We start from the raw sequence: 25086 nt of genomic DNA, 5'->3' as shown, positions 1-25086 counted from the left end.
ACGCCGGAGCGTCCCGATGCCATCACGTGATCAGGCTGTGACCGCTTCCTCGAGCAACACCAGCGCCTGGTCTGCGAGTTCCGTTCCCCGGGCAGTGAGCCAGCGCACACGCCCGTCGCGCCTGAACCACGAATCCTGGCGGCGCGCGAAGCGCTTGGTGGCGCGTACGGTCTCGGCCCTGGCCTGGTCCTCCGTGCGCTCCCCGGCGAGCACGCCGAGCACCTGCTGGTAGCCGAGCGCGCGGGACGCCGTGCGGCCCTCGCGCAGCCCCGCGGCCTCCAGGGCGCGGACCTCGTCGACCAGCCCGGCGGCCCACATGCGGTCCACCCGCTGCGTGATGCGCTCGTCGAGCTCCGGGCGCGGGAAGGCGATGCCGATCTGCACCGTGTCGTACAGGGACCGCCCGGCGCCCGCGTCGGGGAGGTTGGCGGTGAAGGGCCGGCCGGTGATCTCGACGACTTCGAGGGCGCGGACGATCCGGCGCCCGTTGCTGGGCAGGATGGCGCGGCCCGCGGCGGGGTCCACGGCGGCCAGCCGGGCGTGCAGGGCCCCGGGGCCGCGCATGTCGAGTTCGGCCTCCAGACGGGCGCGTACGGCCGGGTCGGTGCCGGGGAACTCCAGGTCGTCGATGGCGGCCCTGACGTACAGGCCCGAGCCGCCGACCAGGATCGGGAGCCGGCCCGCGGCGTGCAGCCGGTCGATCTCGGCCCTGGCCAGCCGCTGGTAGTCGGCGACGTTGGCGGCCTCGGTGACGTCCCAGATGTCCAGCAGATGGTGTGGCACGCCCTGCCGCTCGTCCGGCGGGAGCTTGGCGGTGCCGATGTCCATGCCCCGGTACAGCTGCATCGAGTCGGCGTTGACCACCTCGCCGCCGAGCGCCTTGGCCAGGGCGATGCCAAGATCGGACTTCCCGGCCGCGGTGGGTCCCACGACGGTGATCACACGCTTCTTCACGGGACCAGTGTCCCAAACATCGGCCGCGGACCTCGATCGAGCGGATCTTCGTCCGTGCGAGTAGGGTCGGAAAGCGAGAGGGGCGTTTTCTGGTGGTTTGACCATCCGGATGCGAGCCGTCGGCACCGGAGGCCGTGTGTGGTGGATCCGGCCCTCGGCCCACGCCCTGCCGCGTCCCCTTCGACGAGATTCGAGGGACTTCGAAGGAAGGTGCCAGATGGGATTCATGGACACGATCAAGGACAAGCTCGGCATGGCCAAGAGCAAGGCCCCGGGCCTCGCGCAGCAGCACGGCGACAAGATCGAGTCGGGCATGGACAAGGCGGCCAAGACGGTGGACTCCAAGACCGGTGGAAAGTACACCGACAAGATCGACACCGGCACGTCGAAGGCGAAGGACGCGCTGGGCAACCTCAAGGGCAAGGACGGCGACACGCCTGCCTGACCCGCACCGGTGAGCGCGCGTTGCCACGTGGCCGCGCCGCGCTGGTGATCGAAGACTGGACGGCCGCGGATTTCCACCGTCCGCGGTCTGTCCGCCGCATATGTGCGTGTTTCCGGCCTGTGCGCGTACGCCCCGCCTCTGTGCCGGTTTCCGGCAGCGCGGTCAGGTCCAGGCGGCGACGAAGTACCCCACGCCGTACGGGGCTGCGTCGTAGAGCAGCTGCCCGTTCAGTCCCGCGCCCTCCGCCGCGCCCGCCAGTACCTGCCATGGCGCGCGACCGGCGGCTTTGACGTCTTGGGCCAGCGCCGGATCCAGTGCGGCCAGCGCCTCCGTGTCGGCCGACGCAAGGGCGACGGCCACGGCCGCGTCGTACGGCTCGGCGCGCTCGTCCAGATAACCGGGCGCCTTGACCGTGCGGCAGGCGCTGCCGTCCGCCATCGCCAGCAGCGCCACCCGCGGCGCCGACTCGGCGATCGTGCGCCCCGCAGTGGCGCAGCGTTCGGGCTCCAGCTGCTCCCCCACGCCGAGGCCCTCCAACTGTGCGGCGTTCCACCCGGCCAGCAGCCAGGCCGCGACGGTCAGCGACGTCGGCAGTTCGCGGCTCTGACCTTCGCCGGCGCCCGGAACCGGCGCGCCCAGCGTCACGTCGAGCGGCACGCCGAACGGCCGGAAGGAGCCCGGCGAGCCGGCGGCGAAGACACCCCTGTCGGCCTGCTCGGCAGGTCCGACGACCACCAGCCGGTCCGGCCTCGATGCCGCCAGCACGCCCACCGCGTCCGCACAGGCGGCCCGCAGCACGTCGAGTTCGGCGGCGGCGCCCGATGCCACCTCCGGGACCAGCAGCGGCGGGCAGGGGCAGACGGCGGCGGCGACCAGCATGATCCAGACCCTACCGGCGGCAGACCGCCACAGGGCTGCCGGGGAGCCCGTCGAGCGAGCCGCAGCCGTACGCCGTGCGGCCCGCAGTTCGAGGCGGGGCTCAGCCGACCGAGCAGCCGCCCGCCCCGGCACCCGCCGCGGCGCCCTCGCTCTGCGCCGGGACCCCGATCGTCGGCAGCCCGAGCATCACGCCCGCCGGGGCGGCCGGCGCCGCGTTCCGCCGCTCCCAGGCGTCGCCCGCCCGGGTACGCCGCACAGCTGACGCGGGCCGCTCGGCGAGCAGGTGGTGCGGGGCCGCGTAGGTGATCTCGACGGTCACCATGTCGCCGGGCCGCACCTCCTGCGCGGGCCGCTCGAAGTGCACCAGCCGGTTGTCGGGCGCGCGCCCGGACAGCCGCCTGGTGGCGTCGTCCTTGCGGCCCTCGCCCTCGGCGACCAGCACCTCCAGGGTGCGGCCGACCTGCTTCTTGTTCTCCTCCCAGGAGATCTCCTCCTGGAGCGCGACCAGCCGCTCGTAGCGCCGCTGCACGACGGCCTTGGGGATCTGGCCGTCCATCTCGGCGGCGGGCGTGCCGGGCCGCTTCGAGTACTGGAACGTGAACGCCTGCGCGAAGCGCGCCTCGCGCACCACGTGCAGGGTCTGCTCGAAGTCCTCCTCGGTCTCGCCGGGGAAGCCCACGATGATGTCCGTGGTGATCGCGGCGTCCGGCATCGCGGCCCGGACCTTCTCGATGATGCCGAGGTAGCGGTCCTGCCGGTACGAGCGGCGCATCGCCTTGAGCAGGGTGTCGGAGCCCGACTGCAGCGGCATGTGCAGCTGGTGCATCACGTTGGGCGTCTCGGCCATCGCGGCGATCACGTCGTCGGTGAAGTCACGGGGGTGCGGCGAGGTGAAGCGCACCCGCTCCAGGCCCTCGACGGCGCCGGTGGCGCGCAGCAGCTTGCCGAATGCCTCGCGGTCGCCGATGTCGGAGCCGTAGGCGTTGACGTTCTGCCCGAGCAGGGTCACCTCGATGACGCCCTCGGCGACGAGCGCCTCCACCTCGGCGAGTACGTCGCCGGGCCGACGGTCCTTCTCCTTGCCGCGCAGCGCGGGCACGATGCAGAACGTGCAGGTGTTGTTGCAGCCGACCGAGACCGCCACCCAGGCGGCATACGCGGACTCCCGGCGCGAGGGCAGCGTCGAGGGGAAGGTCTCCAGCGACTCGGCGATCTCCACCTGCGCCTCGTCGGCGATCCTGGCCCGCTCCAGCAGCACCGGCAGCTGGCCGATGTTGTGGGTGCCGAAGACCACGTCCACCCAGGGCGCGCGCTTGACGATGGTCTCGCGGTCCTTCTGGGCGAGGCAGCCGCCGACGGCGATCTGCATGCCGGGCCGCGCGGCCTTCTTAGGCACCAGCTGGCCGAGGTTGCCGTAGAGGCGGTTGTCGGCGTTCTCCCGCACCGCGCAGGTGTTGAACACCACGACGTCGGCGCCGTCGGCGCCCGCGGGCGCGCGGACGTAGCCCGCGTCCTCCAGCAGGCCGGACAGCCGCTCGGAGTCATGGACGTTCATCTGACACCCGTAAGTGCGCACTTCGTACGTTCTCAACACGCCAACCTCACTGCCGCTCACCCGTCCAGGGTAAGGGCTGCCGCCGGCCGTCAGCCGCGCAGGAAGGCCAGTACGGCCAGCACCCGGCGGTGGGTGCCGTCGGCCGGCGGGAGGTCGAGCTTGGCGAAGATGTTGCCGATGTGCTTGGCGACCGCGGCCTGGGTGACCACCAGCTCCTCGGCCACCGCGCCGTTGGACCGGCCCTCCGCGATCAGCGCCAGCACCTCGCGCTCCCGTGCGGTCAGCCGGTGCAGCGGGTCGCGGCGCCGGCTGAGCAGCTGCCGTACGACCTGCGGATCCACCACTGTGCCGCCGTCAGCGACCCGGTGCACGGCGTCGAGGAAGTCCGCCACGTGGCCGATCCGGTCCTTCAGCAGGTAGCCGACGCCGGAACCGTCACCGGTGTCGAGCAGTTCGGTGGCGTACCGCCGCTGCACGTACTGGCTCAGGACGAGCACCGGCAATCCCGGCTGCTCCTCGCGCAGCGCGAGCGCGGCGCGCAGGCCCTCGTCGGCGAAGCCCGGCGGCATCCGGACGTCGGTGACCACGATGTCGGGCCGGTACGCGGCCGCGGCCGCCGTCAGCGCCTCGGCGTCGCCGACCGCCGCGACGACCTCGTGCCCGAAGCGGCCGAGCAGCCCGATCAGGCCCTCGCGCAGCAGCACGCTGTCCTCGGCCAGGACTACCCGGAGCGTTCGGTGGGCGCCGCCTGGGCGCTCGTCCCGGTCGCCGTGGCCGCCGTCCTGCCGGCCCGCGGGGCGGCTGTCGTCTCGCACGGGATCTCCACTCGCAGCAGGGTCGGGCCGCCGGACGGGCTGGACAGCGTGAGTCTGCCATCGAGCACCGAGACCCGGTCGGCGAGGCCGAGCAGGCCGGTGCCGCGCTCGACGGACGCGCCGCCGTGCCCGTCGTCGCGGATCTCGACGGTCAGCCGCCGGTCGCGGTGCCCACCGGTGACGGTGACGCGGGACGCACCACTGTGCCGGGCAGCGTTGGCCAGCGCTTCGCGCACCACGAAGTACGCGGTCGCCTCGACGGCCTGCGGGAGGCGGTCCGGCAGATCGAGCACCACTGCGGCGGGTATCTGCGAGCGGTCGGCCGCGTCCGCCACGGCTGCTTCGAGTCCGTAGTCGGCCAGCACCTGCGGGTGGATGTCGTGGATCAGCTCGCGCAGCTCCACCAACACCTGTTCCGCCTCGTGGTGCGCGCCCGCCAGCACGTCGGCGAGCGGCCCTGGCGGGGCGTCGAGCCGGGCCAGGCCGAGTGTCATGGTCAGCGAGACCAGCCGCTGCTGCGCCCCGTCGTGCAGATCCCGCTCGATCCGCCGCCGTTCGGTCTCGAAGGCGTCCACCAGCCTGACCCGGGACCGGGTGAGTTCGGTGATCCGCCGGGCCGACTCGGTGTCCCGGGGCGCCAGCAGCGCCCTGGCGACCGCCGCCCTGGCGCCGGCGAAGGCGGTGAGCGGGTAGCCGCCGGCCGCGAGCAGCAGCACGCCGAGGACGCAAAGACCCGCAGATGCGGGCCAGGAGCCGACCGCCCACACCTTGAGCACCCGGACCTCGCCGCCGTCGCCCGCGGCGGCCAGCAGGGCCGGAGTGGCCACCAGTGCGAGCGGTACGGCCAGCGCCATCGTCACCGCCAGCAGGTCGAGCGGCCACAGCACGAGGGCGAGGAGCAGCGCGTAGGCCAGCTCCCGCCAGGTCGCCTGCTCGCGGTACCGGGTGGCCGCCCAGGCCCACAGCCCGGTACGGGCGGGCGGCCGGTGCGGGCTGGGCGCCGGAACGGGGTCGATCCAGCGCAGTCTGCGGCGTTCGAGCGCGCCCACCGGCAGCCCGGCCAGTGCCAGCGCGGCCAGCAGCGGCAGCCCGACCACCACGACGGCCAGCACGCCGCCGACCGCCGTGCCGACCGTGAGCGCGACGAGCAGCACGGCGCCCAGCGGGCCGCCGCTGAGCAGGTAGGCCGCCGAACGCCACGGCCACGACGACCGCAGGAATCCCGGCCGGGCCATGGCCTGCCAGGCGTTTGGGGGGTGCATCGCCCCACCGTAGAAGGCGGCGCCGCGAACCGGCCAACGTCCTGGGTGGAGTGTGCGGGGTAGTGCCCGCACTACCTCAGGACTCGCCCCAGCTGTCGTGTGCCGCTGGGTCGCCCGGCGGTTGGCTGGTTCGCATGAAGAGCTGGAAGAACAGGCGGAGCGGCACCCTTGCGGCCGGGAGCGGTGCCGTGGACGGCCGTGCGGTGGACGGCCGTGCGGTGGACGGCCACGCCGTCGAGTTGCGCTCGGTCACCCGGACGTACGGTTCCGGGCCGAGCGCCGTCCGCGCCCTTGAGCGCGTTTCGGTCGCCTTTCCCGCCGGGACGTTCACCGCCGTGATGGGACCCTCGGGCTCGGGGAAGTCGACGCTTCTCCAGTGCGCGGCGGGCCTCGACCGGCCGACGTCCGGTTCGGTACTGCTGGGCGGCACCGAGCTGACGGCGCTGAGCCAGACCGGGCTGACGCTGCTGCGCCGGCAGCGGATCGGATTCGTCTTCCAGTCCTACAATCTGCTGCCCGCCCTGACCGCCGAACAGAACGTGGCGCTGCCGCTGCGGCTGGCCGGGCGGCGGCCGGACCCGGCGCAGATGCGCGAGGCGCTGGCAAGGGTGGGTCTCGCGGACCGCGGCCGGCACCGGCCCTCGGAGCTGTCCGGCGGCCAGCAGCAGCGGGTGGCGCTGGCGCGGGCGCTGATCACCGCGCCGGAGGTGCTGTTCGGCGACGAGCCCACAGGGGCGCTGGATTCGGCCGGCGCCCGGGAGGTGCTCGGGCTGCTGCGGGAGATGGTGCGCGGCGACGGCCGTACCGTCGTCATGGTCACCCACGACCCGGTCGCCGCCGGATTCGCCGACCGGGTGGTCTTCCTCGCCGACGGCCGGGTCAGCGGCGAACTGCTGGCACCGACCGCCGAGTCGGTGGCGGCCAGGATGACGCGGATGACGGGTGCGGCACCCTCCGGCGGTTCGGCCCGCGCGCCGGTAGTGGCGCCACGGCGGGCCGCCGCTCCGACCGGCGCGGGCACGTGGTGGCCGGTGAGCGCCGCGTGCTGAGCCTGACCTTGCGCACCCTGCGCACGCGCTGGGTGACGTACGCCGGTACGTTCACCGCCCTGGCCCTCGGGGTCGGCGTGATCGCCGCCATGGGCCTGACGCTGGCCGCCACCCTGGACGCGCCGCACCAGGAACCGCAGCGGTTCGCACGGGCGCCGGTTGTCGTACGCGGCGCGGACACCCTCAAGGTGCGGACCGCGAACGGCGTTCGGCAGCAGCCGCTCGCCGTTCCCCGTCCGGTCTCCCCGGCGCTCGCCGCGCACCTGGCCACGGTCGGCCGCACCGTCGCCGACCGCACCGTCCAACTGGGCGACGGCAGGGCCGGGCATCCGTGGTCGGTGGCCGCCTTCGCGCCCTACCGGCTGGCGTCCGGGCGGGCGCCGAGATCGGCCGGCGAGATCGTGGTCACCGGCGGCCGGTTCGCGCTGGGCGACCGGCTGACGCTCGCCGGGCGGCCGAGGACCGTGGTCGGCACTGTCGCCGGGCCGGGTTTCGAGCAGGCGGTGTTCTTCACCGACGCCGAGGCCGCCCGGCTCGCGCCGCGGATCGACAACCTGGTGGTGGACGCGCCGCCCGCCGCCGTCCGCGCGGCTGTGGCGGGCTTCGCCGGCACGCAGGTGCTGACCGGCGACGCCCGGCGGGCCGCCGATCCCGATCCGGACGGCGACCACCAGGCGCTGACCGCGGTCAACGCCCTGGTCGGCACGGCGGCCGGGGTCACCGGCTTCGTGTCGGTCTTCGTCGTGGCGTCGACCTTCGCCTTCGCCGTCGCCCAGCGCGGGCGCGAGTTCGGGCTGCTGCGCACGGCGGGGGCGACGCCCCGGCAGATCCGCCGGTCGGTACTCGCGGAGGCGGCGGCGGTCGCGGTGCCGGCCTCGGCGGCCGGCTGCGTGCTGGGCGGCCTGGGGGCGCCCCGGCTGGCGGGGTGGCTGGTGAGCGCCGGTGTCGCTCCGGACTGGTTCACGGTCGGCAGCGCGCTCTGGCCGTACCAGCTCGCCTTCTGGACCGGTCTCACATTCGCCTTGGCGGGGGCGTGGAGCGCCTCCCGGCGTGCGGGGAGGGTCGGGCCCCTCCAGGCGCTGCGGGACGCGCAGGTGGACAGCGGGACGCTTCCGCCGGTCCGGCGGGCGGCCGGCCTGGCACTGCTGCTCGGCGGGGTCGGCCTGGCCGTCTGGCGGCTCGCCGCGGATCCGGCGGAGGCGCTGCACCGCAAGACGTACACCACCCAGCCGATGCTGCTGATCACCGCGTTCGCGCTGCTCGCGCCGATGGTGGCGGGTCCGCTGGTCCGGCTGCTCGGGGCCGCCGCCCGTGCTTGCGGCGCGGCGGGGATGCCGGCCCGGGAGAACGCGGCGGCCGGGGTGCGGCGCACGGCCGCGGTCGCGGCGCCGGTACTGATCACCGTGGCGCTGGCAGGTTCGCTGCTGGGCACGACCGCGACGATCAGCGCGGCGCGGGCCGCGGAGAACCGCTCGCAGACTGCGGCCGATTTCGTGGTCGTCCCGCAATCCGACACAGAGGCTGATGGTTCGCAGAGCGACGGTAGGAAGAACGACCGTGCGACGAACGCGGGCAGCGCGGGGTTCGACGCGCGGACCGCCGCCAGGATCGCCCGCATCCCGGGAACGGTCAGCGCCGCGCTCACCCCGACCGCCGTGTACGTCGTGGAAGACGGGGTGGCGCTGATACGGGAAGCGGCCCGGGCAGCGGACCCCGCAGGACTGGCGGCGGTGGAACGGCTCCCGGTGGCGGCGGGCAGCCTGGCGGACCTGGACGATCACAGCATCGTCGTCACCGACGAGTGGCAGACGCACACGGTGGGGCGCACGGTCGAGGTCTGGCTCGGCGACGGCCGCAAGGTCTCCTTGCGGATCGCCGCGGTGCTGCGCCAGGGCACCGGCGGCAACGGGGCGTACGTCACCACGCGCAACGCGGAAGGCTTGCCGCCCGACCGGATCGACGTGAAGCTGCGCCCGGGCGCCGATCCGGCAACCGTCGCAGCTGCGTTGCGCGCGGCGGTGAGCGGTTCCGGCGCCCACGTGCTGAGCAGGGCGCAGTGGCTGGCGGCCAGTGCGCCGCGTACCGACGGGCAGACCAGGACCGGCTTCCTGATGGTGCTGGGCATCGCCTTGCTCTACAGCGCCATCGCGCTGGCCAACACCATGGTGATGGCCACCTCCGACCGGGTGCGCGATCTGACGGTGCTGCGGCTGGCCGGGGCCACGACCTGGCAGGTGCTGCGGTCGGTCGCGGCGGAGGCGCTGCTGGTGGTGGCGGTGGGCGCGGTACTGGGTGCGGCGGTGGCCGGACTGAACCTGCTGGGGGTGCGGGCCGCCCTGGCCGCGCTCTCGGTGCCGTCGCCGGTGATCGTGCCCTGGCAGGCGCTCGGCGTCATGGCGGGCGGTTGCGCGCTGATCGCGGTGACGGCGGCGGTGCTGCCCGCGCGGTGGGCGCTGCGGCGCGGTCGTACTGGCTATGTATGACCACCGCCCGCCGCTGGAGGACCGGTCACACCGGATACGTATGACCATCAGCCGGGCGCACACAGGCAGCCGTTTCACCGCGCGCTTCGCCGCCCGCGGCCGACCGCCGGCCCTTCCCCGTGACGCCGCAGGCTGGCAGGATCGCCCGGCATGGACCTCTCCCGCCTCGGCGCGCGCCTGCGCGACAGTGCCGGCGGGCGGCGGCGGGCGTTCCAGACGCTGCTCGCCGCCGCCTCCGCACTCGCGCTGCTGCTGTGGTGGCTGCTGCCGTCGGACGGTCCCTCGTACCCCAAGACGCCGCTGTCCTTCGCGACCGGCGTGGCCGACGGCGTCTACGAGACCTACGGCACCCTGCTCAAGGGCGACCTGCGAACAGCACTGCCCGGCGTCCAGGTGAACCTGGTGAACACCGAGGGCTCGGTGGACAACATCGAGCGGGTGGCGTCCGGCCGTTCCGACTTCACCATCGCCGCGGCCGACGCCGTGGCGACCTACCACGGCCCCGGCAAGAGCCGGCTGCGGGCCGTCGCCCGGCTCTACGACGACTACATGCAGCTCGTCGTGCCGGCCGACTCCTCGGTGCGCTCGGTCCGCGACCTGCGCGGACTGCGGGTCGGCGTGGGACAGGCGGGTTCGGGCGTCAACCTGATCACCAAGCGGCTGTTCTCCGCCGCGGGCATGGACATGAACAAGGATGTGCGGGCGCTGCCGGTCGGTATCGACACCGCCCCCAAGATGCTGCTCGACGGGAAGCTCGACGCGTTCTTCTGGTCGGGCGGCCTGCCGACCGCCGCCATCACCGCGATGGCCGGCGGCCCCGAGCCGCGGATCAAGCTGGTGCAGCTCGGCGACCTGGTGGCGAACCTGCACGCCATGGGGCCGCAGATGTCGTACTACCGGCAGGCGGTGATGCCGGCCGACGCGTATCCGAAGGCGCAGAAGGGGCAGGCGGTCGCCACCATCGCCGTCGCCAACCTGCTGGTCACCACCGACCGGGCGAACCCGGGCCTTGTGCAGCGGCTGACCCGCGCGGTGATAGACAGCCGGGACGCGATCGGCAGCAAGGTGCACGCCGCGCAACTGGTGGACCTGCGGACCGCCGTCTTCACCGATCCGCTGCCACTGCATGTGGGCGCGGAGCGCTACTACCGCTCGGTGAAGCCCTAGCTGAGGCCCTGGGCAGGCCAGGAGGCGAGGACCGGTACCGGCCGCCGCTCAGCCCGTCACCGCGGGCGCCGTACGCGGCACCGTCAGCCGCACCTCGAGTCCGTGCGGCTCGCACCGGCCGTAGGCGATGGCCCCGCCGGACTGGACGAGCAGCGCGGCCGCGATGGACAGCCCGAGGCCCGACCCCTGCACGTTCTGATGGCGGGCGCTGCGCCAGAAGCGGTCGCCGATCCGCTCCAGCTCCTCGTCCGTCAGACCGGGTCCCGCGTCGGTGACGGTGATCGACACCCCGTCGCCGGCCGCCTCGACCCGTACCAGGACCGCCGCTCCGGACGGCGTGAACTTGATCGCGTTGTCCAGCACGGCGTCCAGTGCGCTGGACAGCGCCACCGCGTCGGCCCAGCCCACCACCTCGGTGCCCTCGGGCGGCGGCGCGAACTCCACGCCGACGCCCGCCCGGTCGCCGACCGGCCGCCAGGAGTCGGCGCGCACCCGGGCCAGCGTGGCGATGTCGGTGGTGGCCAGATGCCTGCCGGAGTTCTCGGCGAGCGCGAGGCCCAGCAGGTCGTCGAGCACCTGGGCGAGCCGGTGGCCCTCCTCCTTGACCGACTCGGCCTCGGTGTGGCCCACGGGGAGTTCGAGGCCGAGCAGTTCGATCCGCAGCAGGAGCGCGGACAGCGGATTGCGCAGCTGGTGGGAGGCGTCGGCGACGAAGGCGCGCTGCTGCTCAAGCACCGCTTCGACGTTGTCGGCCATCTCGTTGAACGAGCGGATCAGCCGTCTGAGTTCCGGCGGACCGCCGGCCGCTCCGACCCGGGACTTCATCCGGCCGGTCGCGATGTCATGGGTGACCCGGTCGAGGGTGGCGACCGGCAGCAGCACCCAGCCGGTCAGCCGGACGGCCAGCAGCACCGCGATGGCCATCGCCGCGAACTCACCCGCGGCCAGCAGCAGCCAGCCGTGCAGGATGCGGGAGCGCAGCGCGCCGGTCGGCGACTCGGTGACGACCACCGCGACGACGTCGCCGTCCCGCACGATCGGCGAGGCGATGGCGAGCTTGCGCGTCTGCCAGGGCCACACCTGACGCGGGTTGTGGGCGCGCCGGCCGAGCAGCGCTGACTCGTACGCGTCGTACAGCTCGCCCGACGACGGCATCTTCCAGTCCGCCGGGGCGGCGGCCATCGCGGTGCGGTCGCGGTAGAAGACGCCGGCGCTGATGCCGTAGAGCTGCTCGTAGCGGGCGAGTTCGGTGCTCAGGGTCTTGCGCCGCTCGCCGTCCACGCTGTCCACGCTGTTGACGTTGGTCTGCTCTTCCGCGCGGGCGGTGACGAACTGGGCGAGCGCGGCGAAGCGGGTGGTGTCGTCGATCCGGTCCACCACCACGCGCTGCTGCTGCGCGGCGGCCTGGCTTGCCGCCAGCGGGAAGCCCAGGGCCAGCAGGACGCCCGCCATCAGCACGATCAGCAGCGGGAGCAGTCGGGAGCGCAAGGTGCCTGCCTCGCGGTGTCAGCCGGCGACCGGCACGACGAGCCGGTAGCCGACACCGCGCACCGTCTCGATCATGGCCGGCATGCTCAGCTTGGAGCGCAGCGACGCCACATGGACCTCCAGGGTGCGCCCGGTGCCCTCCCAAGCGGTGCGCCACACCTCGCTGATGATCTGCTCGCGGCGGAAGACCACACCGGGGCGGGCGGCGAGCAGCGCGAGCAGGTCGAACTCCTTGCGGGTCAGCGCGATGACCGTGCCGCCGACGGTGACCCGGCGGGTCGGCAGCTCGATGGCCACCGGGCCGAGCAGCAGGCTGCCGGGCTCGGCGGCCGGCTGCGGCGGGACCGTGCCCGCGGACGGCGGGGCCGGCGGGTCGGCGGCGCCCGGCCCGGCGACGGGGGCGGGGGTGCGCAGCGGAGGGCGGCGGCTGACGGCGTGGATCCTGGCCAGCAGCTCACCGGTGTCGTACGGCTTCACCACGTAGTCGTCGGCGCCCAGGTTGAGGCCGTGGATCCGGGATCTGACGTCGGCGCGCGCGGTCACCATGATCACCGGGGTGGCGGTGCGGACCCTGATCCTGCTGCACACCTCGAACCCGTCCTGGTCGGGCAGTCCGAGGTCGAGCAGCACGCAGTCGTACGTCCCCTGGTCGGGCAGCAGGGCCTCGATCGCCTCCTCGCCGTTGCGGGCGTGCCTGACGTCGAAACCGTGCTTGCCGAGGATCGCGGAGACCGCGGCGGCGACACGGTCGTCGTCCTCCACGAGCAGCAGGCGCATGAGTGTTCTCCTCCCTGCGTGTCCCCGCGTGTCCCGGTCTGCGCCGCCGGTTCGAGGCGTGCGTATCGGGTTCGATTATCGGCCCCTGTGGATCGAATCCACGCCGATCGGACGGGGGCACGTCAAGGGCCTGCCGTCCGCGGCGCCGGACCGTTACCGAGCCGGTACGCGCCGCGCGCGCCGCTCGCGCACCGCGCCGACGTGCGACCGTCGCTTGACGTGGGAAGGCGCAGTAGGTTGCATACGCTTTGTGACCGCAACTCTTCCGGGGGCCGCTACGTGGACCCGGTGATCGTCGCGGGGGCGGGGCCGGTCGGCCTGGCCCTCGCCCTCGCGCTGGCCCGCCGTGATGTCCCCGTCATCGTCCTGGACGAGGCGGAGGTGCTGGCCGACGCCGAGGGGCTGCGACGATCCCGCACAGCTGTGCTCGCTCCGCCGACGACGGCGCTGATCGAACGCCTCGGCTACGCGGGCGTCCGCGAGGACGGCTTCTCCTGGACGGCCTGGCGCACGCTGCGCCGCCGGGCGGAGGCGATGCGGGTGGAGTTCGGCCCGCACGACGCCCCGCTGCACATCGCCCAGCACCGGCTGGAGCGCGGCCTGCGGGACGCGCTGCTGCGCTGCGGATCGGTGCGGATCGTGGCCGGCTGCCGGGTGGACGCGCTGGAGCAGGACGGGCGCGGGGTCACCGTGCACACCCGCGGCTCGCACGACACCTGGTGGCGCGGCAGCTACCTGGTGGGCTGCGACGGCCCGCGCTCGACGGTCCGCAAGCTGCTGGGGGTACGTTTCCCCGGCCGCACCGCCGTGGACCGGCTCGCGGTGGCGGTCGTACGCACCGAACTGCCCGAGCCCGGCACGGCCTTGCTGCACCGGGATCCACCGGGCGCGGCGGCCGGCCAGGAGGTGACCGCGAGGCCGCTGCCGGACGGGCTGTGGCGGCTGGACTGGCTGCTGCCCGCGGCCGGCAAGCCGCTCACCTCCGACGCCCTGGCGGAGCGGCTGCGCGGCACGCTGGCCGCCTGGTGCGGCGAGGTGCCGCCGCACGAACTGCTCGGGTCGGCCGACTACCCGGTGCACCAGCGGCTGGCCAGGCGGTGGCGGTCGGGCCGGATCTTCCTCGCCGGGGACGCGGCTCACCTGATGGGCGCGCTCGGGGCGCAGAGCGTGGAGGAGGGCCTGCGGGACGCGGAGAACCTGTCCTGGAAGCTGTCCCTGGCCTGGCACGACGGGGCCTCGAAGACGCTGCTCGGCAGTTACGAGGCGGAGCGCCGGGGGGCGGTCGGCGCCCGGCTGCGGGCCACCGACCAGGCGCTGCCGCTGCTGCGGGCCGGCGGCCCGTGGCAGACCGTACGGCAGTCGCTGCTGTCCGGCTCGGTGCGCGGGCAGACCGAACTGCTCACCGACAGCTATCTGGGGCGCGGCGTCGCTGCCGCCGCCCCGGTTTACGGGCGGTCGCCGCTGGCGCTGCCCGCGCCGCGCTCCGGCGGCGGCAGGACCGGGGCGTCGCCGCTGGTCACCGGGTGCGACACGCCGCCGGGCGGGATGGTCAGCGATGTGGCGGTGACGGCGCTCGACGGCACGGTGGGCCGGCTGCGGGACCGTCTTGGCCAGGGCCTGGTGGTGGTACTGGTCGCACCGGGCACCGGGGTGTGGGAGAGCCGGCACTGGCTCACGGCCGGGCTGATGCCCCGGCTGGCCTCCGCGGTGGCCGCGCTGCCCTCCCGCGCCGAACTGGTGGTGGCCGAGACCTATCCGGGCGCGACCGCGCACAGCGTGCTGCTGATCCGGCCGGACGGGCATCTGGTGACGTCCATGGTCGGCTGCCGTCCCGCCGAGCTGTACTCCTACGCCGACCTGGCGCGCGGCGGTCCGCCGCTGCCTCCCGGCAGCGACGAGGAGGCCGCGGAGGCGGACGGTTCCGGCGGTGAGCCGGGCGGCGGTGCGGCGGGCAGGCCGTTCAGCGGCCATACCCACTGAACGCGGGCCCGGCTGCCGGCACCCCGGGCCCTCCTGCCGAGGGTTACCGCCAGGAGCTGTTCTGCTCCGCCCCGTACTCCTCCTCGGCCTGCCCCTCCTCGGTGAGCGCGTCGCGGACCACCCGCAGCGCCAGCCCCTCCGAGTAGCCCTTGCGGGCCAGCATCCCCGCGAGGCGCCGCAGCCTCTTGTCCCGGTCGAGGCCGCGGGTGCCGGGCAGCCGGCGGCGGACCAGCTCGCGGGCGGTCTGCTCCTCCTGCTCCGGGTCGAGCAGTTCGACGGCCTCGGTCACCAGCTCCGCGGCCACCCCGCGGTGCCGGAGCTCGCGGGCGAGGGCACGGCGGGCGAGGCCGCGGCCGCGGTGCCTGGACTCCACCCAGGCGTTGGCGAACGCCTGGTCGTCGATCAGGCCCACATCCTGGAACCGCTCAAGGACGTGTTCCGCGACCTCTTCCGGAATCTCCCGCTTGCGCATGGCGTCGGCGAGCTGCCTGCGGGTGCGGGGGGTCCCGGTGAGCAGGCGCAGACACAGGGCCCGCGCCTGCTCCTCGGGATCGAGCGGCGGCTCTCGCGAGGCCCTCGACTCGGAAGAGCCGCCGCGCTCTTGGGATGTGCGCGCCATGGCGTCAGACCTTGGCGGCAGCGGCCTTGGTCGCCTTCGCGCTCTTGGGCGCCGGGACCTCGACCTTGGCGGCCGCGGCCGGACCGGCGGCATCGGCACCCGGCTCGGCGCCCGGGGCGTCGGGCTGCTTGCGCACGCCGATGCCCAGCTTCTCCTTGATCTTCTTCTCGATCTCGTCCGCCAGGTCGGGGTTGTCCTTCAGGAAGTTGCGCGCGTTCTCCTTGCCCTGGCCGAGCTGGTCGCCTTCGTAGGTGTACCAGGCGCCGGCCTTGCGGACGAAGCCCTCCTCGACGCCCATGTCGATCAGGCCGCCCTCGCGGCTGATGCCCTGGCCGTAGAGGATGTCGAACTCGGCCTGCTTGAAGGGCGGGGCGCACTTGTTCTTGACGACCTTGACGCGGGTGCGGTTGCCGACCGCGTCGGTGCCGTCCTTGAGCGTCTCGATCCGGCGGATGTCCAGCCGGACGGAGGCGTAGAACTTCAGCGCGCGGCCACCGGTGGTGGTCTCCGGCGAGCCGAACATCACACCGATCTTCTCGCGCAGCTGGTTGATGAAGATCGCGGTGGTCTTGGACTGGTTGAGCGCGCTGGTGATCTTGCGGAGCGCCTGGCTCATCAGCCGGGCCTGGAGGCCCACGTGCGAGTCGCCCATCTCGCCCTCGATCTCGGCCCGTGGCACGAGGGCTGCCACGGAGTCGATCACGATGAGGTCGATGGCACCGGAGCGGACCAGCATGTCCACGATCTCCAGCGCCTGCTCGCCGGTGTCCGGCTGGGAGAGCAGCAGGTTGTCGGTGTCCACGCCGAGGGCCCTGGCGTAGTCGGGGTCGAGGGCGTGCTCGGCGTCCACGAACGCCACTGTGCCGCCGGCCCGCTGGGCGTTGGCCACCGCGTGCAGGGTGAGGGTGGTCTTGCCGGAGGACTCCGGCCCGTACACCTCCACGACCCGGCCGCGCGGCAGGCCGCCGACGCCGAGTGCCACGTCCAGGGCGGTCGATCCGGTGGGGATGACCTCGATGGGCTCGTTCGGCCGGTCGCCCAGGCGCATCACCGCGCCCTTGCCGAACTGCCGTTCAATCTGCGCGAGCGCGGCGTCGAGCGCCTTGTCGCGGTCGTTTCCTGCCATGGCTTCCACCCGGGATGTCTGGTTCGATCGCTTCACGTCCACGACGCTAGCGCCTGCCACTGACATTGCGCCCCGGCGTCACTCCGGCCTGTGGACAACTCCGGCGAAATCCCGTGCCACCACCGCGGAATTCCGCCCGGTTCCCCCATAAGAATGGACGTTCGATTTTTGTGTCAAGCGTGACCCGCCGGGCGGGTGTTCACCTCCTCGGGTCCTGCACCTCGTACCGCCGTACGTAGGCGGCCAGGAAGCCCTGGAGGGTGGCGGTCGCCGGAATCGCGATGAGGGCGCCGACCGCGCCGAGCAGCGCGGTGCCCGCGATGACCGAGCCGAAGGCGACCGCCGGGTGGATGTCCACGGTGCGCGCGGTGATCCTCGGCTGCAGCAGGTAGTTCTCGAACTGCTGGTAGACCACGACGAAGCAGAGCACCCACAACGCGTCCCACGGGTCCTCGGTGAACGCGATCAGGATCGGCAGCGCGCCCGCCAGATAGGTGCCGACCGTCGGGATGAACTGCGAGACCAGCCCCACCCACACCGCGAGCGCGGGCGCGTAGGGCACGCCGAGCACCTGGAGCAGCACGTAGTGCGCGAGGGCGGAGATCAGCGCCATCAGGGCGCGCGAGTAGAGGTAGCCGCCGGTCTTGGCGACCGCGATGTCCCAGGCGCGCAGCACCTCCGCCTGGTGGGCGGGCGGCAGCACCGAGCACAGGGTGCGGCGCAGGCGCGGTCCGTCGGCGGCGAAGTAGAAGGTGAAGAGCAGCACCGTGAAGATCTGGAAGACCGTGCCGATCACGGTGGCCGAGATGCCCCACACGCTGCTGGCGCCGTTCGCCAGGTAGGTGCGGACCCAGTTGGAGTGCAGGACGTTGTCCTGCAGCTTGTCGGTGTCCAGGTGGCTGTGGAAGGTCTTGTTGATCCAGACGACGACGTCGTCCAGGTAGTGCGGCAGGTTGCGCACGATGGTGCCGATCTGGTCGACGAGCAGCGAGCCGAGGGCCAGCACGAAGCCCGCCGAGGCGGCCAGCAGGACGATCAGGACCAGGCCGGTGGCCAGTCCGCGGCGCATCCGCCGGTCGGCCATCCAGTCCACCGCGGGCTCGATGGCCAGGGCGCAGAAGAACGAGATCAGGACGTTGACCAGCAGTCCGACCAGCCGGTCGAACGCCCAGTGCGCGAACTGGAAGCAGGCGACCAGGGCCAGCGCGAGCACCATTGCGCGCGGCAGCCAGCGCGGCATCCGGGGCAGCGCCCGGCGCCGGTTCTCCTCCCCCGCCCTGGAACTCCCGGCCGGCGAAGGCGGCGGTCCTGCCGGGTCGGGGGTGTCGTCGGTTCCTGCCACGGGCCAAGTCTGGCCTTCTGTGGTGGAAAGTCCCGGTATTGAAGCGTTTACGGCAGATCGGGCACCTGGTGCGGCGCGGTTCCGGCGGCCGCACCAGGGGCAGGGGTCAGCGGTGGCGGGCGGGTACGTCCATGGCCGTGCACACGGCGCGCCAGACGTCCTTGGCCTCCCAGCCCTCGTCCAGTGCCTGGTGGACGGTACGGCCGCCCAGTTCGGACATCACATGGTCACGCGCGAAGGAGTCGGCGTAGGTGTCGCCGAACTGCGCGCGCATCCGCTCCCAGAAAATCGTCAACCGCATGACGGCAAGTATCCCGCGTCCCGGGGCGGGGGCGGCGCGGCGGGCTCAGGTACCCGTGATCGCGCGCAGTACCGCGGTCACCGCCACCGCGGCCCCGACCACCACCAGGAAGGGCGCGCGCAGCAGCAGCGCGACGGCCGCGGCGGCCAGACCGGCCGAGCGGGCGTCGAGTACCAGCTTCAGCTGGTCGGTGCCGAAGGTCTGAAGGGCGGTCAGCGCGGCGAGCAGGGCGATCGGGACGAGGGCCGCGAGGCGCTTGACCACTGGCCGTTCCAGCAGCCCCGCCGGCACCGAGAGGCCGAGCAGCTTCACCGCGTAGCAGCCTGCCACGGTCAGGCCGATGGCCGTCCAAACGCTTGTTCCCGAGGTCATCGCGAGGGCTCCCGTGAGGTGTCGGTCGTGGTCAGGCCGTCAGCCGTGGGCGGCTCGTCGGGCTTGGGCGGGTTCTCGGGTGCGGGATTCCGTCGCCGGCCCCGGCCGGTGGCGGCGAGCACCAGCGGCGCGGAGAGCGCGGCGATCAGCACCGGCACCCCCGCCGGCAGCAGTGGCAGGAAACCGAGGGCGAGCAGGACGGCGAGCGCGGCCACCGCGCGCTCGGTGCGGCCCTTGACCATGGGGGCCAGCAGCGCCAGGAAGACGGCGGGGCCGGCGGCGTCCAGGCCCCAGGCGTTCGGGTCGCCGATCGCGGAGGCGCCGAGCACGCCGACCAGGGTGGTGAGGTTCCACAGCACGTAGAGGGTGGCGCCGGTGACGGTGAAGCCCAGCCGGGCGCTGTACCGGTCGCGCTGGGCGAGTGCGACCGCCGAGGTCTCGTCGATGACCCACTGGGCGGCCAGCGGGCGCAGCGCCCGCGGCAGCCGCAGCAGTTGGGACAGCCGGAGCCCGTAGAAGGCGTTGCGGGTGCCGAGGAAGAACGCGCCGGCCGCCGCCGCGAACGGGTTGCCGCCCGCCCCCATCGCGCTGACCAGCGCGAACTGGGAGGCGCCGGTGAAGACCAGCAGGGACAGCGCGCAGGTCTGGCCCACGGTGAGGCCGGCGCCGGCCGCGGTGACGCCGAAGGCGAATCCGGACAGGCCCACCGCGAAACCGACGCCGAGCGCGTCGCGCACCACCCGGGCGCGTGCGGCGGGCGGCGGGGTGGAGGCGGCTTCCAGGGGTATCGGTGGTGCGTTCACCCGGCCGAGGCTAGGCGGCGCCGCCGGGCCGGTCTTGTACGTTCTTGCGCTCGCGCTGGTACGCGCCCGGCGGCACCCCGACGATCCGGGTGAAGTGCCGGTTCAGATGCGGCTGGTCGGCGAAGCCGACGGTGGCCGCGGTGTCGGCGGGGGTGGCACCGGCTTCGAGCAGCCTGCGGGCGGCGCGGACCCGCTCGCCGGTCAGCCAGGCGTGCGGCGGCAGCCCGTAGGCGGTACGGAAGGCGCGCAGCAGGGCGAAGGTGCCGGTGCCGGTCTGCTCGGCCAGCTCCGCCAGGCTCGGCGGGTCGGCCAGCCGGGCCGCGAGCAGGTCGCGGGCCAGGGCCGCCGCGCCGGGGCCGGCGGCCGGACCACCGCCGGGCGCGGCCGGGGCGGCGCCGTGCCGGGCCAGCAGCCTGGCGACGACCATGCGCATGAAGGTGTCGGCGGCCAGCGCGTTGTCCCGTTCGGCGGCGCGGTGCACGTCGGCGATCATGCGGACGGCGTCGGGGTCGGGGAGCACGGTGGCGTTGAAGACGGGGGTGCCGCGCAGCGCCGTGGTCTCGGCGGCCACCGCGGCCACCACGTCGGCCTCGGGGTAGAGCACCCGGTAGTTCCAGCCGCCGGCCGCGCCGGCGTACGCGGAGTGCGGGGTCTCGGGGTTGATCAGCACCACCTCGCCAGGACCGGCCCGCAGGGGTCCGCCGGGCACCCCGATGCCCTCGACGCCGCCGACTATCCCCGCGATCACATAGCCGCCGTGCACATGCCGGGAAAAGGTGTGCCGGACGTAGCGGGCGCGCAGCAGGTCCACGCCCGGCAGGCCGGGATGCTCCCAGTGCCTGGCCTGCTCACGCTCCGGCTCCCCGACCCGCCCACGCTCCGCCATCCGGCCATTGTCGCGCGGCGGCCGGGCGAGGTTATCCACAGGCCGCGGGGCCGGCCGAAGCGCGATGTCGGTGTCCCGAGGCAGGATGGATGCCATGTCCCGACACACCAGCCTCGACGCCTTCACCCCGGCCACCCGCGCGTGGTTCACGGGGGCGTTCAGCGAGCCCACCGCCGCCCAGGCCGGCGCGTGGACGGCGATCGCCGAGGGCTCCGACGTGCTGGTGGTCGCGCCGACCGGTTCCGGCAAGACGCTGGCGGCGTTCCTCGCCTCGCTCGACCAGCTGGCGAGCACCCCGCCGCCGGCCGAGGCCCGGCGCCGCTGCCGGGTGCTGTACGTGTCTCCGCTCAAGGCCCTCGCGGTGGACGTGCAGCGCAATCTGCGCGGTCCGCTCGCCGGGCTGCGGCAGGAGTCGCAGCGGCTGGGGCTGCCCGAGCCGGAGGTACGGGTCGGGATCCGCTCGGGCGACACCCCGCCGGCCGAGCGGCGGGCCCTGGTCACCCGGCCGCCGGACATCCTGATCACCACCCCCGAGTCGCTCTTCTTGATGCTCACCTCCGCCGCCAGGGAGGCGCTGAGCGGGGTGGAGACCGTGATCCTCGACGAGGTGCACGCCGTGGCGGGCACCAAGCGGGGCGCGCATCTGGCGCTCTCGCTGGAGCGCCTCGACCGGCTGCTCGACCGGCCCGCCCGCCGGATCGGGCTGTCCGCCACCGTCCGCCCGGTGGATGAGATCGCCCGCTATCTGTCACCGCAGCGCAAGGTGACCATCGTGCAGCCGCCGTCCCAGAAGGTGTTCGACCTGTCGGTGGTGGTGCCCGTGGAGGACCTGGGCGAGCTGGGCGGCTCGCCGGTGGCCGACGCGGCCGAGCACAGCGGTCCGGCGGCCGGGCCGGCCGAGCGGCCGTCCATCTGGCCGCATGTGGAGGAGCGGATCGCCGACCTGGTGCAGGCGCACCGCTCCACCATCGTCTTCGCCAACTCCCGGCGGCTGGCCGAGCGGCTGTGCAACCGGCTCAACGAGATCGCCTACGAGCGGGCCGAGGGCGAGGCGCTGCCCGAGGCGCACTCCCCCGCCCAGATCGTGGCCCAGTCGGGAACCGCCCGCGGCGCGGCCCCTGTGCTGGCCAGGGCGCACCACGGCTCGGTGTCCAAGGAGCAGCGGGCGCTGGTCGAGGAGGATCTCAAGGCCGGCAGGCTGCCCGCCGTGGTGGCCACCTCCAGCCTGGAGCTGGGCATCGACATGGGCGCGGTCGACCTGGTGGTGCAGGTGGAGTCGCCGCCGTCGGTCGCCTCCGGGCTGCAGCGCGTCGGCCGCGCGGGCCACCAGGTGGGCGCGGTCTCGACCGGGGTGGTCTTCCCCAAGTACCGCGGCGACCTGGTGCAGTCCGCGGTGGTCACCGAGCGGATGCGGCAGGGCGCGATCGAGGCGCTGCGGGTGCCCGCGAACCCGCTGGACGTGCTGGCCCAGCAGATCGTGGCGATGACCGCGCTCGACACCTGGGACGTGGAGGAGCTGCTCGCCGTGGTGCGCCGGGCGGCCCCGTTCGCCGCGCTGCCGCACTCCGCCTACACCGCCGTGCTCGACATGCTGGCCGGGCGCTACCCGTCGGATGCCTTCGCCGAGCTGCGCCCCCGGCTGGTGTGGGACCGGGTGGCGGGCACGCTGACCGGGCGGCCCGGCGCCCAGCGGCTGGCCGTCACCTCCGGCGGCACGATCCCCGACCGCGGGCTGTTCGGCGTCTTCCTGGCCGGCGCCGACCCGAAGAAGGGCGGCGGCCGGGTCGGCGAGCTGGACGAGGAGATGGTCTACGAGTCCAGGGTCGGCGACGTCTTCACACTCGGCACCACCTCGTGGCGGATCGAGGACATCACCAGGGACCGGGTGCTGGTCTCACCGGCGCCCGGGGTGCCCGGGCGGCTGCCGTTCTGGAAGGGCGACCAGCTGGGACGCCCGCTGGAGCTGGGCCGGGCACTGGGCGCGTTCCTGCGCGAGGTGGGCGCGCTGTCCCCGGAGCCGGCCAGGGAGCGGCTGGCGGCGGCCGGCCTCGACATCTGGGCGACCGACAACGTGCTGGCGTATCTGGCCGAGCAGCGCGAGGCGTGCGGCCATGTGCCCGACGACCGGACGATCGTGGTCGAGCGGTTCAGGGACGAGCTCGGCGACTGGCGGGTGATCATCCACTCCCCGTTCGGCGCCCAGGTGCACGCGCCCTGGGCGCTGGCGCTCGGCGCCCGCCTCCAGGAGCGCTACGGCCTGGACGCGCAGGCCATGCACGCCGACGACGGCATCGTGCTGCGGCTGCCCGACGCCGACCTGATGGGCCTCGACCTGCTGGACGCCGATCCGGTGCCGTCGGGCGTCGAGTACGACCCGGAGAAGTCGCCGGTGGGGGCCGCCGACGTGGCCTTCGACAAGGGCGAGATCGAGCAGCTGGTCACCGACCAGGTGGGCGGCTCCGCGCTGTTCGCCTCCCGGTTCCGCGAGTGCGCCGCCCGCGCGCTGCTGCTGCCGCGCCGCAGCCCGGGCAAGCGGACGCCGCTGTGGCAGCAGCGCCAGCGCTCCTCGCAACTGCTCCAGGTCGCCTCCGAGTTCGGTTCCTTCCCGATCGTGCTCGAAGCGGTCCGCGAGTGCCTCCAGGACGTGTTCGACGTGCCCGGTCTGGTGGAGCTGATGGGCGATGTCGAGGCCCGCAGGGTGCGGCTCGTCGAGGTGACCACCCCGGAGCCGTCGCCCTTCGCGCGCTCCCTGCTGTTCGGGTATGTGGCGCAGTTCCTCTACGAGGGCGACTCGCCGCTGGCCGAGCGGCGGGCGGCCGCGCTGTCGCTGGACTCCCGGCTGCTGGCGGAGCTGCTCGGCCAGGCCGAGCTGCGGGAGCTGCTTGACCCCGAGGTGCTGGCCGAGCTCGATCAGGAGCTGCAGTGGCTCACCGAGGACCGCCGGGCCAAGGACGCCGAGGGCGTGGCGGACCTGCTGCGGCTGCTCGGCCCGCTGACCGGCGCCGAGCTGGCCGCGCGGGGGGCGGAGCCGGCGTGGGCGGCGGAGCTGGAGTCGGCCAGGCGGGCGATCCGGGTGCGGATCGCCGGCGCGGAGCACTGGGCCGCGGTGGAGGACGCCGGCCGGCTGCGTGACGCGCTGGGCACCGCGCTGCCGGTAGGCGTGCCGGTGGCGTTCACCGAGCCGGTGAAGGATCCGCTCGGCGACCTGCTGGCCCGGTACGCCCGCACCCACGGGCCGTTCACCACGGGGGACGCGGCGGCCAGGTTCGGCCTGGGCCCGGCCGTGGTCGACGGCACCTTGCAGCGGCTGACGGCGGCCGGCCGGGTCGTGCAGGGCGAGTTCCGGCCCGGCGGCGCGGGCCAGGAGTGGTGTGACGCGGCGGTGCTGCGGCGGCTGCGCCGCCGGTCGCTCGCGGCGCTCCGCCAGGAGCTGGAGCCGGTGCCGCCCGCCGCGCTCGGGGTGTTCCTGCCGCAGTGGCAGCACGTCGGCACCCACAGTCTGCGCGGGATGGACGGACTGGCGCGTGCCGTCGAGCAGTTGCAGGGCGCGGCCGTCCCGGCCTCGGCGCTGGAGAAGCTGGTGCTGCCGTCCCGGGTGGCCGGCTACACCCCGGCGATGCTGGACGAGCTGACGTCCTCGGGCGAGGTGCTGTGGGCGGGCGCCGGGGCGCTGCCGGGCAAGGACGGCTGGGTGTCGCTGCACCTCGCCGACAACGCCCCGCTGCTGCTGGCCGCCCCGCAGCCGCTGGAGCTGTCCCCGGTGCACCAGGCGGTGCTGGCGGCGCTCACCGGCGGTTACGGGCTGTTCTTCCGGCAGATCGCCGAGCAGGTACGGGCGGCCGGGCTCGACGTCACCGACCCGCAGCTCGCCGACGCGGTGTGGGACCTGGCCTGGTCGGGCCGGCTGACCAACGACACGCTGGCGCCGCTGCGGGCCCTGCTCGGCTCCGGCCGCACCGCCGGGGCCACCGCGCACCGGGCGAAACGGGCGGTGCCCCGCGGCCGGTACAGCTCGCCGGCGGTCCGCACGCCGCGCCCCACCGCCTCCCGCGGCGGGCCGCCGACCACCGCGGGCCGCTGGTCCCTGGTGCCGGCGGCCGAGACCGACCCCACACTGCGGGCGCACGCCCTGACCCACGCCCTGCTCGACCGGCACGGGGTGGTCACCCGGGGCGCGGTGGCCGCCGAGCGCGTCGAGGGCGGCTTCTCCGCGGCCTACCGGGTGCTCGCCGCCTTCGAGGAGACCGGCCAGGCCCGCCGCGGCTATGTGGTGGAGGGGCTGGGCGCGGCGCAGTTCGCGATGGACGGCGCCGTGGACCGGCTGCGGGCGCTGAGCACGGCCCGGGAACGGGAGGAGGAGCAGTCCGGCCGGGCCCGCACGGTGGTGCTGGCCGCCGCCGACCCGGCCAACCCCTACGGCGCCGCGCTGCCCTGGCCGGCCCAGCCCGAGGGCGTCACCCACAAACCGGGGCGCAAGGCCGGCGCCCTGGTGGTCCTCACCGACGGCGAGCTGGCCCTCTACGTGGAGCGCGGCGGCAAGACGCTGCTGGTCTGGCCGGTGGACGAGATACGCGTGCAGGCCGCCGCCGACGCGCTGGCACTGTCCGTCCGGGAGGGGGCACTCGGCAGGCTCACCGTGGAGCGGACCAACGGGGAGTCGGCCCTGACCTCCCCGCTGGGCCGCGCCCTGGAAACGGCCGGTTTCCACGCCACCCCGCGCGGCCTGCGGCTGCGCGACGGCGGCTAGCAGGCACGTTCCGCGGCGCCAGGCGGCATCATGGGT

Annotated in this window: 20 protein-coding genes; 6 read left to right on the top strand and 14 right to left on the bottom strand. The window is 74.2% G+C overall.

The window, feature by feature from the left end; translation table 11 throughout:
* Positions 1–30: 30 nt before the first annotated feature.
* Positions 31–954: a tRNA (adenosine(37)-N6)-dimethylallyltransferase MiaA gene (miaA, locus tag ACQPW6_RS31800; protein WP_433893155.1), complete on the bottom strand. Its 924-nt coding sequence runs from the start codon at positions 952–954 to the stop codon at positions 31–33.
* A 217-nt stretch (positions 955–1171) separates the two neighbouring features.
* Here miaA and ACQPW6_RS31795 point away from each other — a divergent pair, with 217 nt between their 5' ends.
* The gene (locus tag ACQPW6_RS31795; protein ID WP_433893154.1) at positions 1172–1399 is read left to right on the top strand and encodes an antitoxin; all 228 of its coding nucleotides are present in this window, start codon (positions 1172–1174) and stop codon (positions 1397–1399) included.
* Positions 1400–1561: 162 nt separating this feature from the next.
* Here the strand turns inward: ACQPW6_RS31795 and ACQPW6_RS31790 are convergent, their stop codons facing one another.
* The 4 genes from ACQPW6_RS31790 to ACQPW6_RS31775 all read right to left on the bottom strand — a co-directional run bounded on the left by ACQPW6_RS31790 (position 1562) and on the right by ACQPW6_RS31775 (position 5910).
* Complete coding sequence (locus ACQPW6_RS31790) at positions 1562–2278, bottom strand: class III extradiol dioxygenase subunit B-like domain-containing protein (RefSeq protein WP_433893153.1); 717 nt, start codon at positions 2276–2278, stop codon at positions 1562–1564.
* Between the two features lie 100 nt (positions 2279–2378).
* Positions 2379–3893 carry a tRNA (N6-isopentenyl adenosine(37)-C2)-methylthiotransferase MiaB gene (gene miaB, locus ACQPW6_RS31785; RefSeq protein WP_433893152.1) on the bottom strand — a complete coding sequence of 505 codons (1515 nt, stop codon included), beginning with the start codon at positions 3891–3893 and terminating at the stop codon, positions 2379–2381.
* A gap of 29 nt (positions 3894–3922) precedes the next feature.
* The gene (locus tag ACQPW6_RS31780; protein ID WP_433894717.1) at positions 3923–4552 is read right to left on the bottom strand and encodes a response regulator; all 630 of its coding nucleotides are present in this window, start codon (positions 4550–4552) and stop codon (positions 3923–3925) included.
* A 2-nt stretch (positions 4553–4554) separates the two neighbouring features.
* Positions 4555–5910: a sensor histidine kinase gene (locus tag ACQPW6_RS31775; protein ID WP_433893151.1), complete on the bottom strand. Its 1356-nt coding sequence runs from the start codon at positions 5908–5910 to the stop codon at positions 4555–4557.
* A gap of 134 nt (positions 5911–6044) precedes the next feature.
* On the opposite strand from ACQPW6_RS31775, the gene ACQPW6_RS31770 reads away from it, so the two are divergent.
* The 3 genes from ACQPW6_RS31770 (at position 6045) to ACQPW6_RS31760 (ending at position 10609) form a co-directional block, all read left to right on the top strand.
* Positions 6045–6959, top strand: coding sequence for an ABC transporter ATP-binding protein (locus tag ACQPW6_RS31770; protein WP_433893150.1), 915 nt, complete (start codon positions 6045–6047; stop codon positions 6957–6959).
* Complete coding sequence (locus ACQPW6_RS31765) at positions 6953–9442, top strand: ABC transporter permease (RefSeq protein WP_433893149.1); 2490 nt, start codon at positions 6953–6955, stop codon at positions 9440–9442. Before ACQPW6_RS31770 ends, ACQPW6_RS31765 begins: the two co-directional genes overlap by 7 nt.
* 150 nt (positions 9443–9592) lie before the next feature.
* Positions 9593–10609 (top strand): TAXI family TRAP transporter solute-binding subunit, encoded by a 1017-nt coding sequence (locus ACQPW6_RS31760; protein ID WP_433893148.1) that lies wholly within the window; start codon positions 9593–9595, stop codon positions 10607–10609.
* A gap of 48 nt (positions 10610–10657) precedes the next feature.
* Here ACQPW6_RS31760 and ACQPW6_RS31755 read toward each other — a convergent pair whose 3' ends face one another.
* Both ACQPW6_RS31755 and ACQPW6_RS31750 read right to left on the bottom strand, forming a co-directional pair.
* Positions 10658–12097 (bottom strand): ATP-binding protein, encoded by a 1440-nt coding sequence (locus ACQPW6_RS31755; RefSeq protein ID WP_433893147.1) that lies wholly within the window; start codon positions 12095–12097, stop codon positions 10658–10660.
* A gap of 18 nt (positions 12098–12115) precedes the next feature.
* Positions 12116–12874, bottom strand: coding sequence for a response regulator transcription factor (locus ACQPW6_RS31750; protein ID WP_433893146.1), 759 nt, complete (start codon positions 12872–12874; stop codon positions 12116–12118).
* Positions 12875–13153: 279 nt separating this feature from the next.
* Here ACQPW6_RS31750 and ACQPW6_RS31745 point away from each other — a divergent pair, with 279 nt between their 5' ends.
* Positions 13154–14854: an FAD-dependent monooxygenase gene (locus ACQPW6_RS31745; RefSeq protein ID WP_433893145.1), complete on the top strand. Its 1701-nt coding sequence runs from the start codon at positions 13154–13156 to the stop codon at positions 14852–14854.
* A 43-nt stretch (positions 14855–14897) separates the two neighbouring features.
* On the opposite strand, the gene recX is transcribed toward ACQPW6_RS31745, so the two are convergent.
* The 7 genes from recX to ACQPW6_RS31710 form a co-directional block, all read right to left on the bottom strand.
* Positions 14898–15473 (bottom strand): recombination regulator RecX, encoded by a 576-nt coding sequence (gene recX, locus ACQPW6_RS31740; RefSeq protein ID WP_433893144.1) that lies wholly within the window; start codon positions 15471–15473, stop codon positions 14898–14900.
* A gap of 4 nt (positions 15474–15477) precedes the next feature.
* Positions 15478–16599, bottom strand: a complete 1122-nt coding sequence (gene recA / locus ACQPW6_RS31735) for a recombinase RecA (RefSeq protein WP_433893143.1) — start codon at positions 16597–16599, stop codon at positions 15478–15480.
* 199 nt (positions 16600–16798) lie between these two features.
* Entirely contained in the window at positions 16799–17941 is a 1143-nt protein-coding gene (locus ACQPW6_RS31730) for an AI-2E family transporter (protein ID WP_433893142.1), read from the bottom strand.
* 106 nt (positions 17942–18047) lie between these two features.
* The gene (locus ACQPW6_RS31725) at positions 18048–18242 is read right to left on the bottom strand and encodes a DUF3046 domain-containing protein (protein WP_433893141.1); all 195 of its coding nucleotides are present in this window, start codon (positions 18240–18242) and stop codon (positions 18048–18050) included.
* 45 nt (positions 18243–18287) lie between these two features.
* Entirely contained in the window at positions 18288–18614 is a 327-nt protein-coding gene (locus tag ACQPW6_RS31720) for an AzlD domain-containing protein (RefSeq protein WP_433893140.1), read from the bottom strand.
* A complete protein-coding gene (locus tag ACQPW6_RS31715) occupies positions 18611–19417 on the bottom strand; it encodes an AzlC family ABC transporter permease (protein WP_433893139.1) in 807 nt (268 codons plus the stop codon). Before ACQPW6_RS31715 ends, ACQPW6_RS31720 begins: the two co-directional genes overlap by 4 nt.
* Before the next feature lie 10 nt (positions 19418–19427).
* Positions 19428–20303 (bottom strand): AraC family transcriptional regulator, encoded by an 876-nt coding sequence (locus ACQPW6_RS31710; RefSeq protein WP_433893138.1) that lies wholly within the window; start codon positions 20301–20303, stop codon positions 19428–19430.
* Between the two features lie 94 nt (positions 20304–20397).
* Between ACQPW6_RS31710 and ACQPW6_RS31705 the strand changes: the two genes are divergently transcribed.
* On the top strand, positions 20398–25050 hold the full coding sequence (locus ACQPW6_RS31705; protein ID WP_433893137.1) for an ATP-dependent helicase: 4653 nt from the start codon (positions 20398–20400) through the stop codon (positions 25048–25050).
* Positions 25051–25086: the final 36 nt, after the last annotated feature.

This window comes from Streptomyces sp. CA-111067, from assembly GCF_050956065.1.
GTDB lineage: Bacteria > Actinomycetota > Actinomycetes > Streptomycetales > Streptomycetaceae > Actinacidiphila.
This window is presented reverse-complemented; position numbering and strand designations above follow the sequence as displayed.

Coding starts and splice junctions, on each gene's coding strand:
- ACQPW6_RS31795 (WP_433893154.1), top strand. CDS start 1,172: ATGGGATTCATGGACACGATCAAGGACAAGCTCGGCATGGCCAAGAGC.
- ACQPW6_RS31720 (WP_433893140.1), bottom strand. CDS start 18,614: ATGACCTCGGGAACAAGCGTTTGGACGGCCATCGGCCTGACCGTGGCA.
- ACQPW6_RS31750 (WP_433893146.1), bottom strand. CDS start 12,874: ATGCGCCTGCTGCTCGTGGAGGACGACGACCGTGTCGCCGCCGCGGTC.
- recX (WP_433893144.1), bottom strand. CDS start 15,473: ATGGCGCGCACATCCCAAGAGCGCGGCGGCTCTTCCGAGTCGAGGGCC.
- ACQPW6_RS31770 (WP_433893150.1), top strand. CDS start 6,045: ATGAAGAGCTGGAAGAACAGGCGGAGCGGCACCCTTGCGGCCGGGAGC.
- ACQPW6_RS31760 (WP_433893148.1), top strand. CDS start 9,593: ATGGACCTCTCCCGCCTCGGCGCGCGCCTGCGCGACAGTGCCGGCGGG.
- recA (WP_433893143.1), bottom strand. CDS start 16,599: ATGGCAGGAAACGACCGCGACAAGGCGCTCGACGCCGCGCTCGCGCAG.
- ACQPW6_RS31710 (WP_433893138.1), bottom strand. CDS start 20,303: ATGGCGGAGCGTGGGCGGGTCGGGGAGCCGGAGCGTGAGCAGGCCAGG.
- ACQPW6_RS31775 (WP_433893151.1), bottom strand. CDS start 5,910: ATGCACCCCCCAAACGCCTGGCAGGCCATGGCCCGGCCGGGATTCCTG.
- ACQPW6_RS31790 (WP_433893153.1), bottom strand. CDS start 2,278: ATGCTGGTCGCCGCCGCCGTCTGCCCCTGCCCGCCGCTGCTGGTCCCG.
- ACQPW6_RS31705 (WP_433893137.1), top strand. CDS start 20,398: ATGTCCCGACACACCAGCCTCGACGCCTTCACCCCGGCCACCCGCGCG.
- ACQPW6_RS31725 (WP_433893141.1), bottom strand. CDS start 18,242: ATGCGGTTGACGATTTTCTGGGAGCGGATGCGCGCGCAGTTCGGCGAC.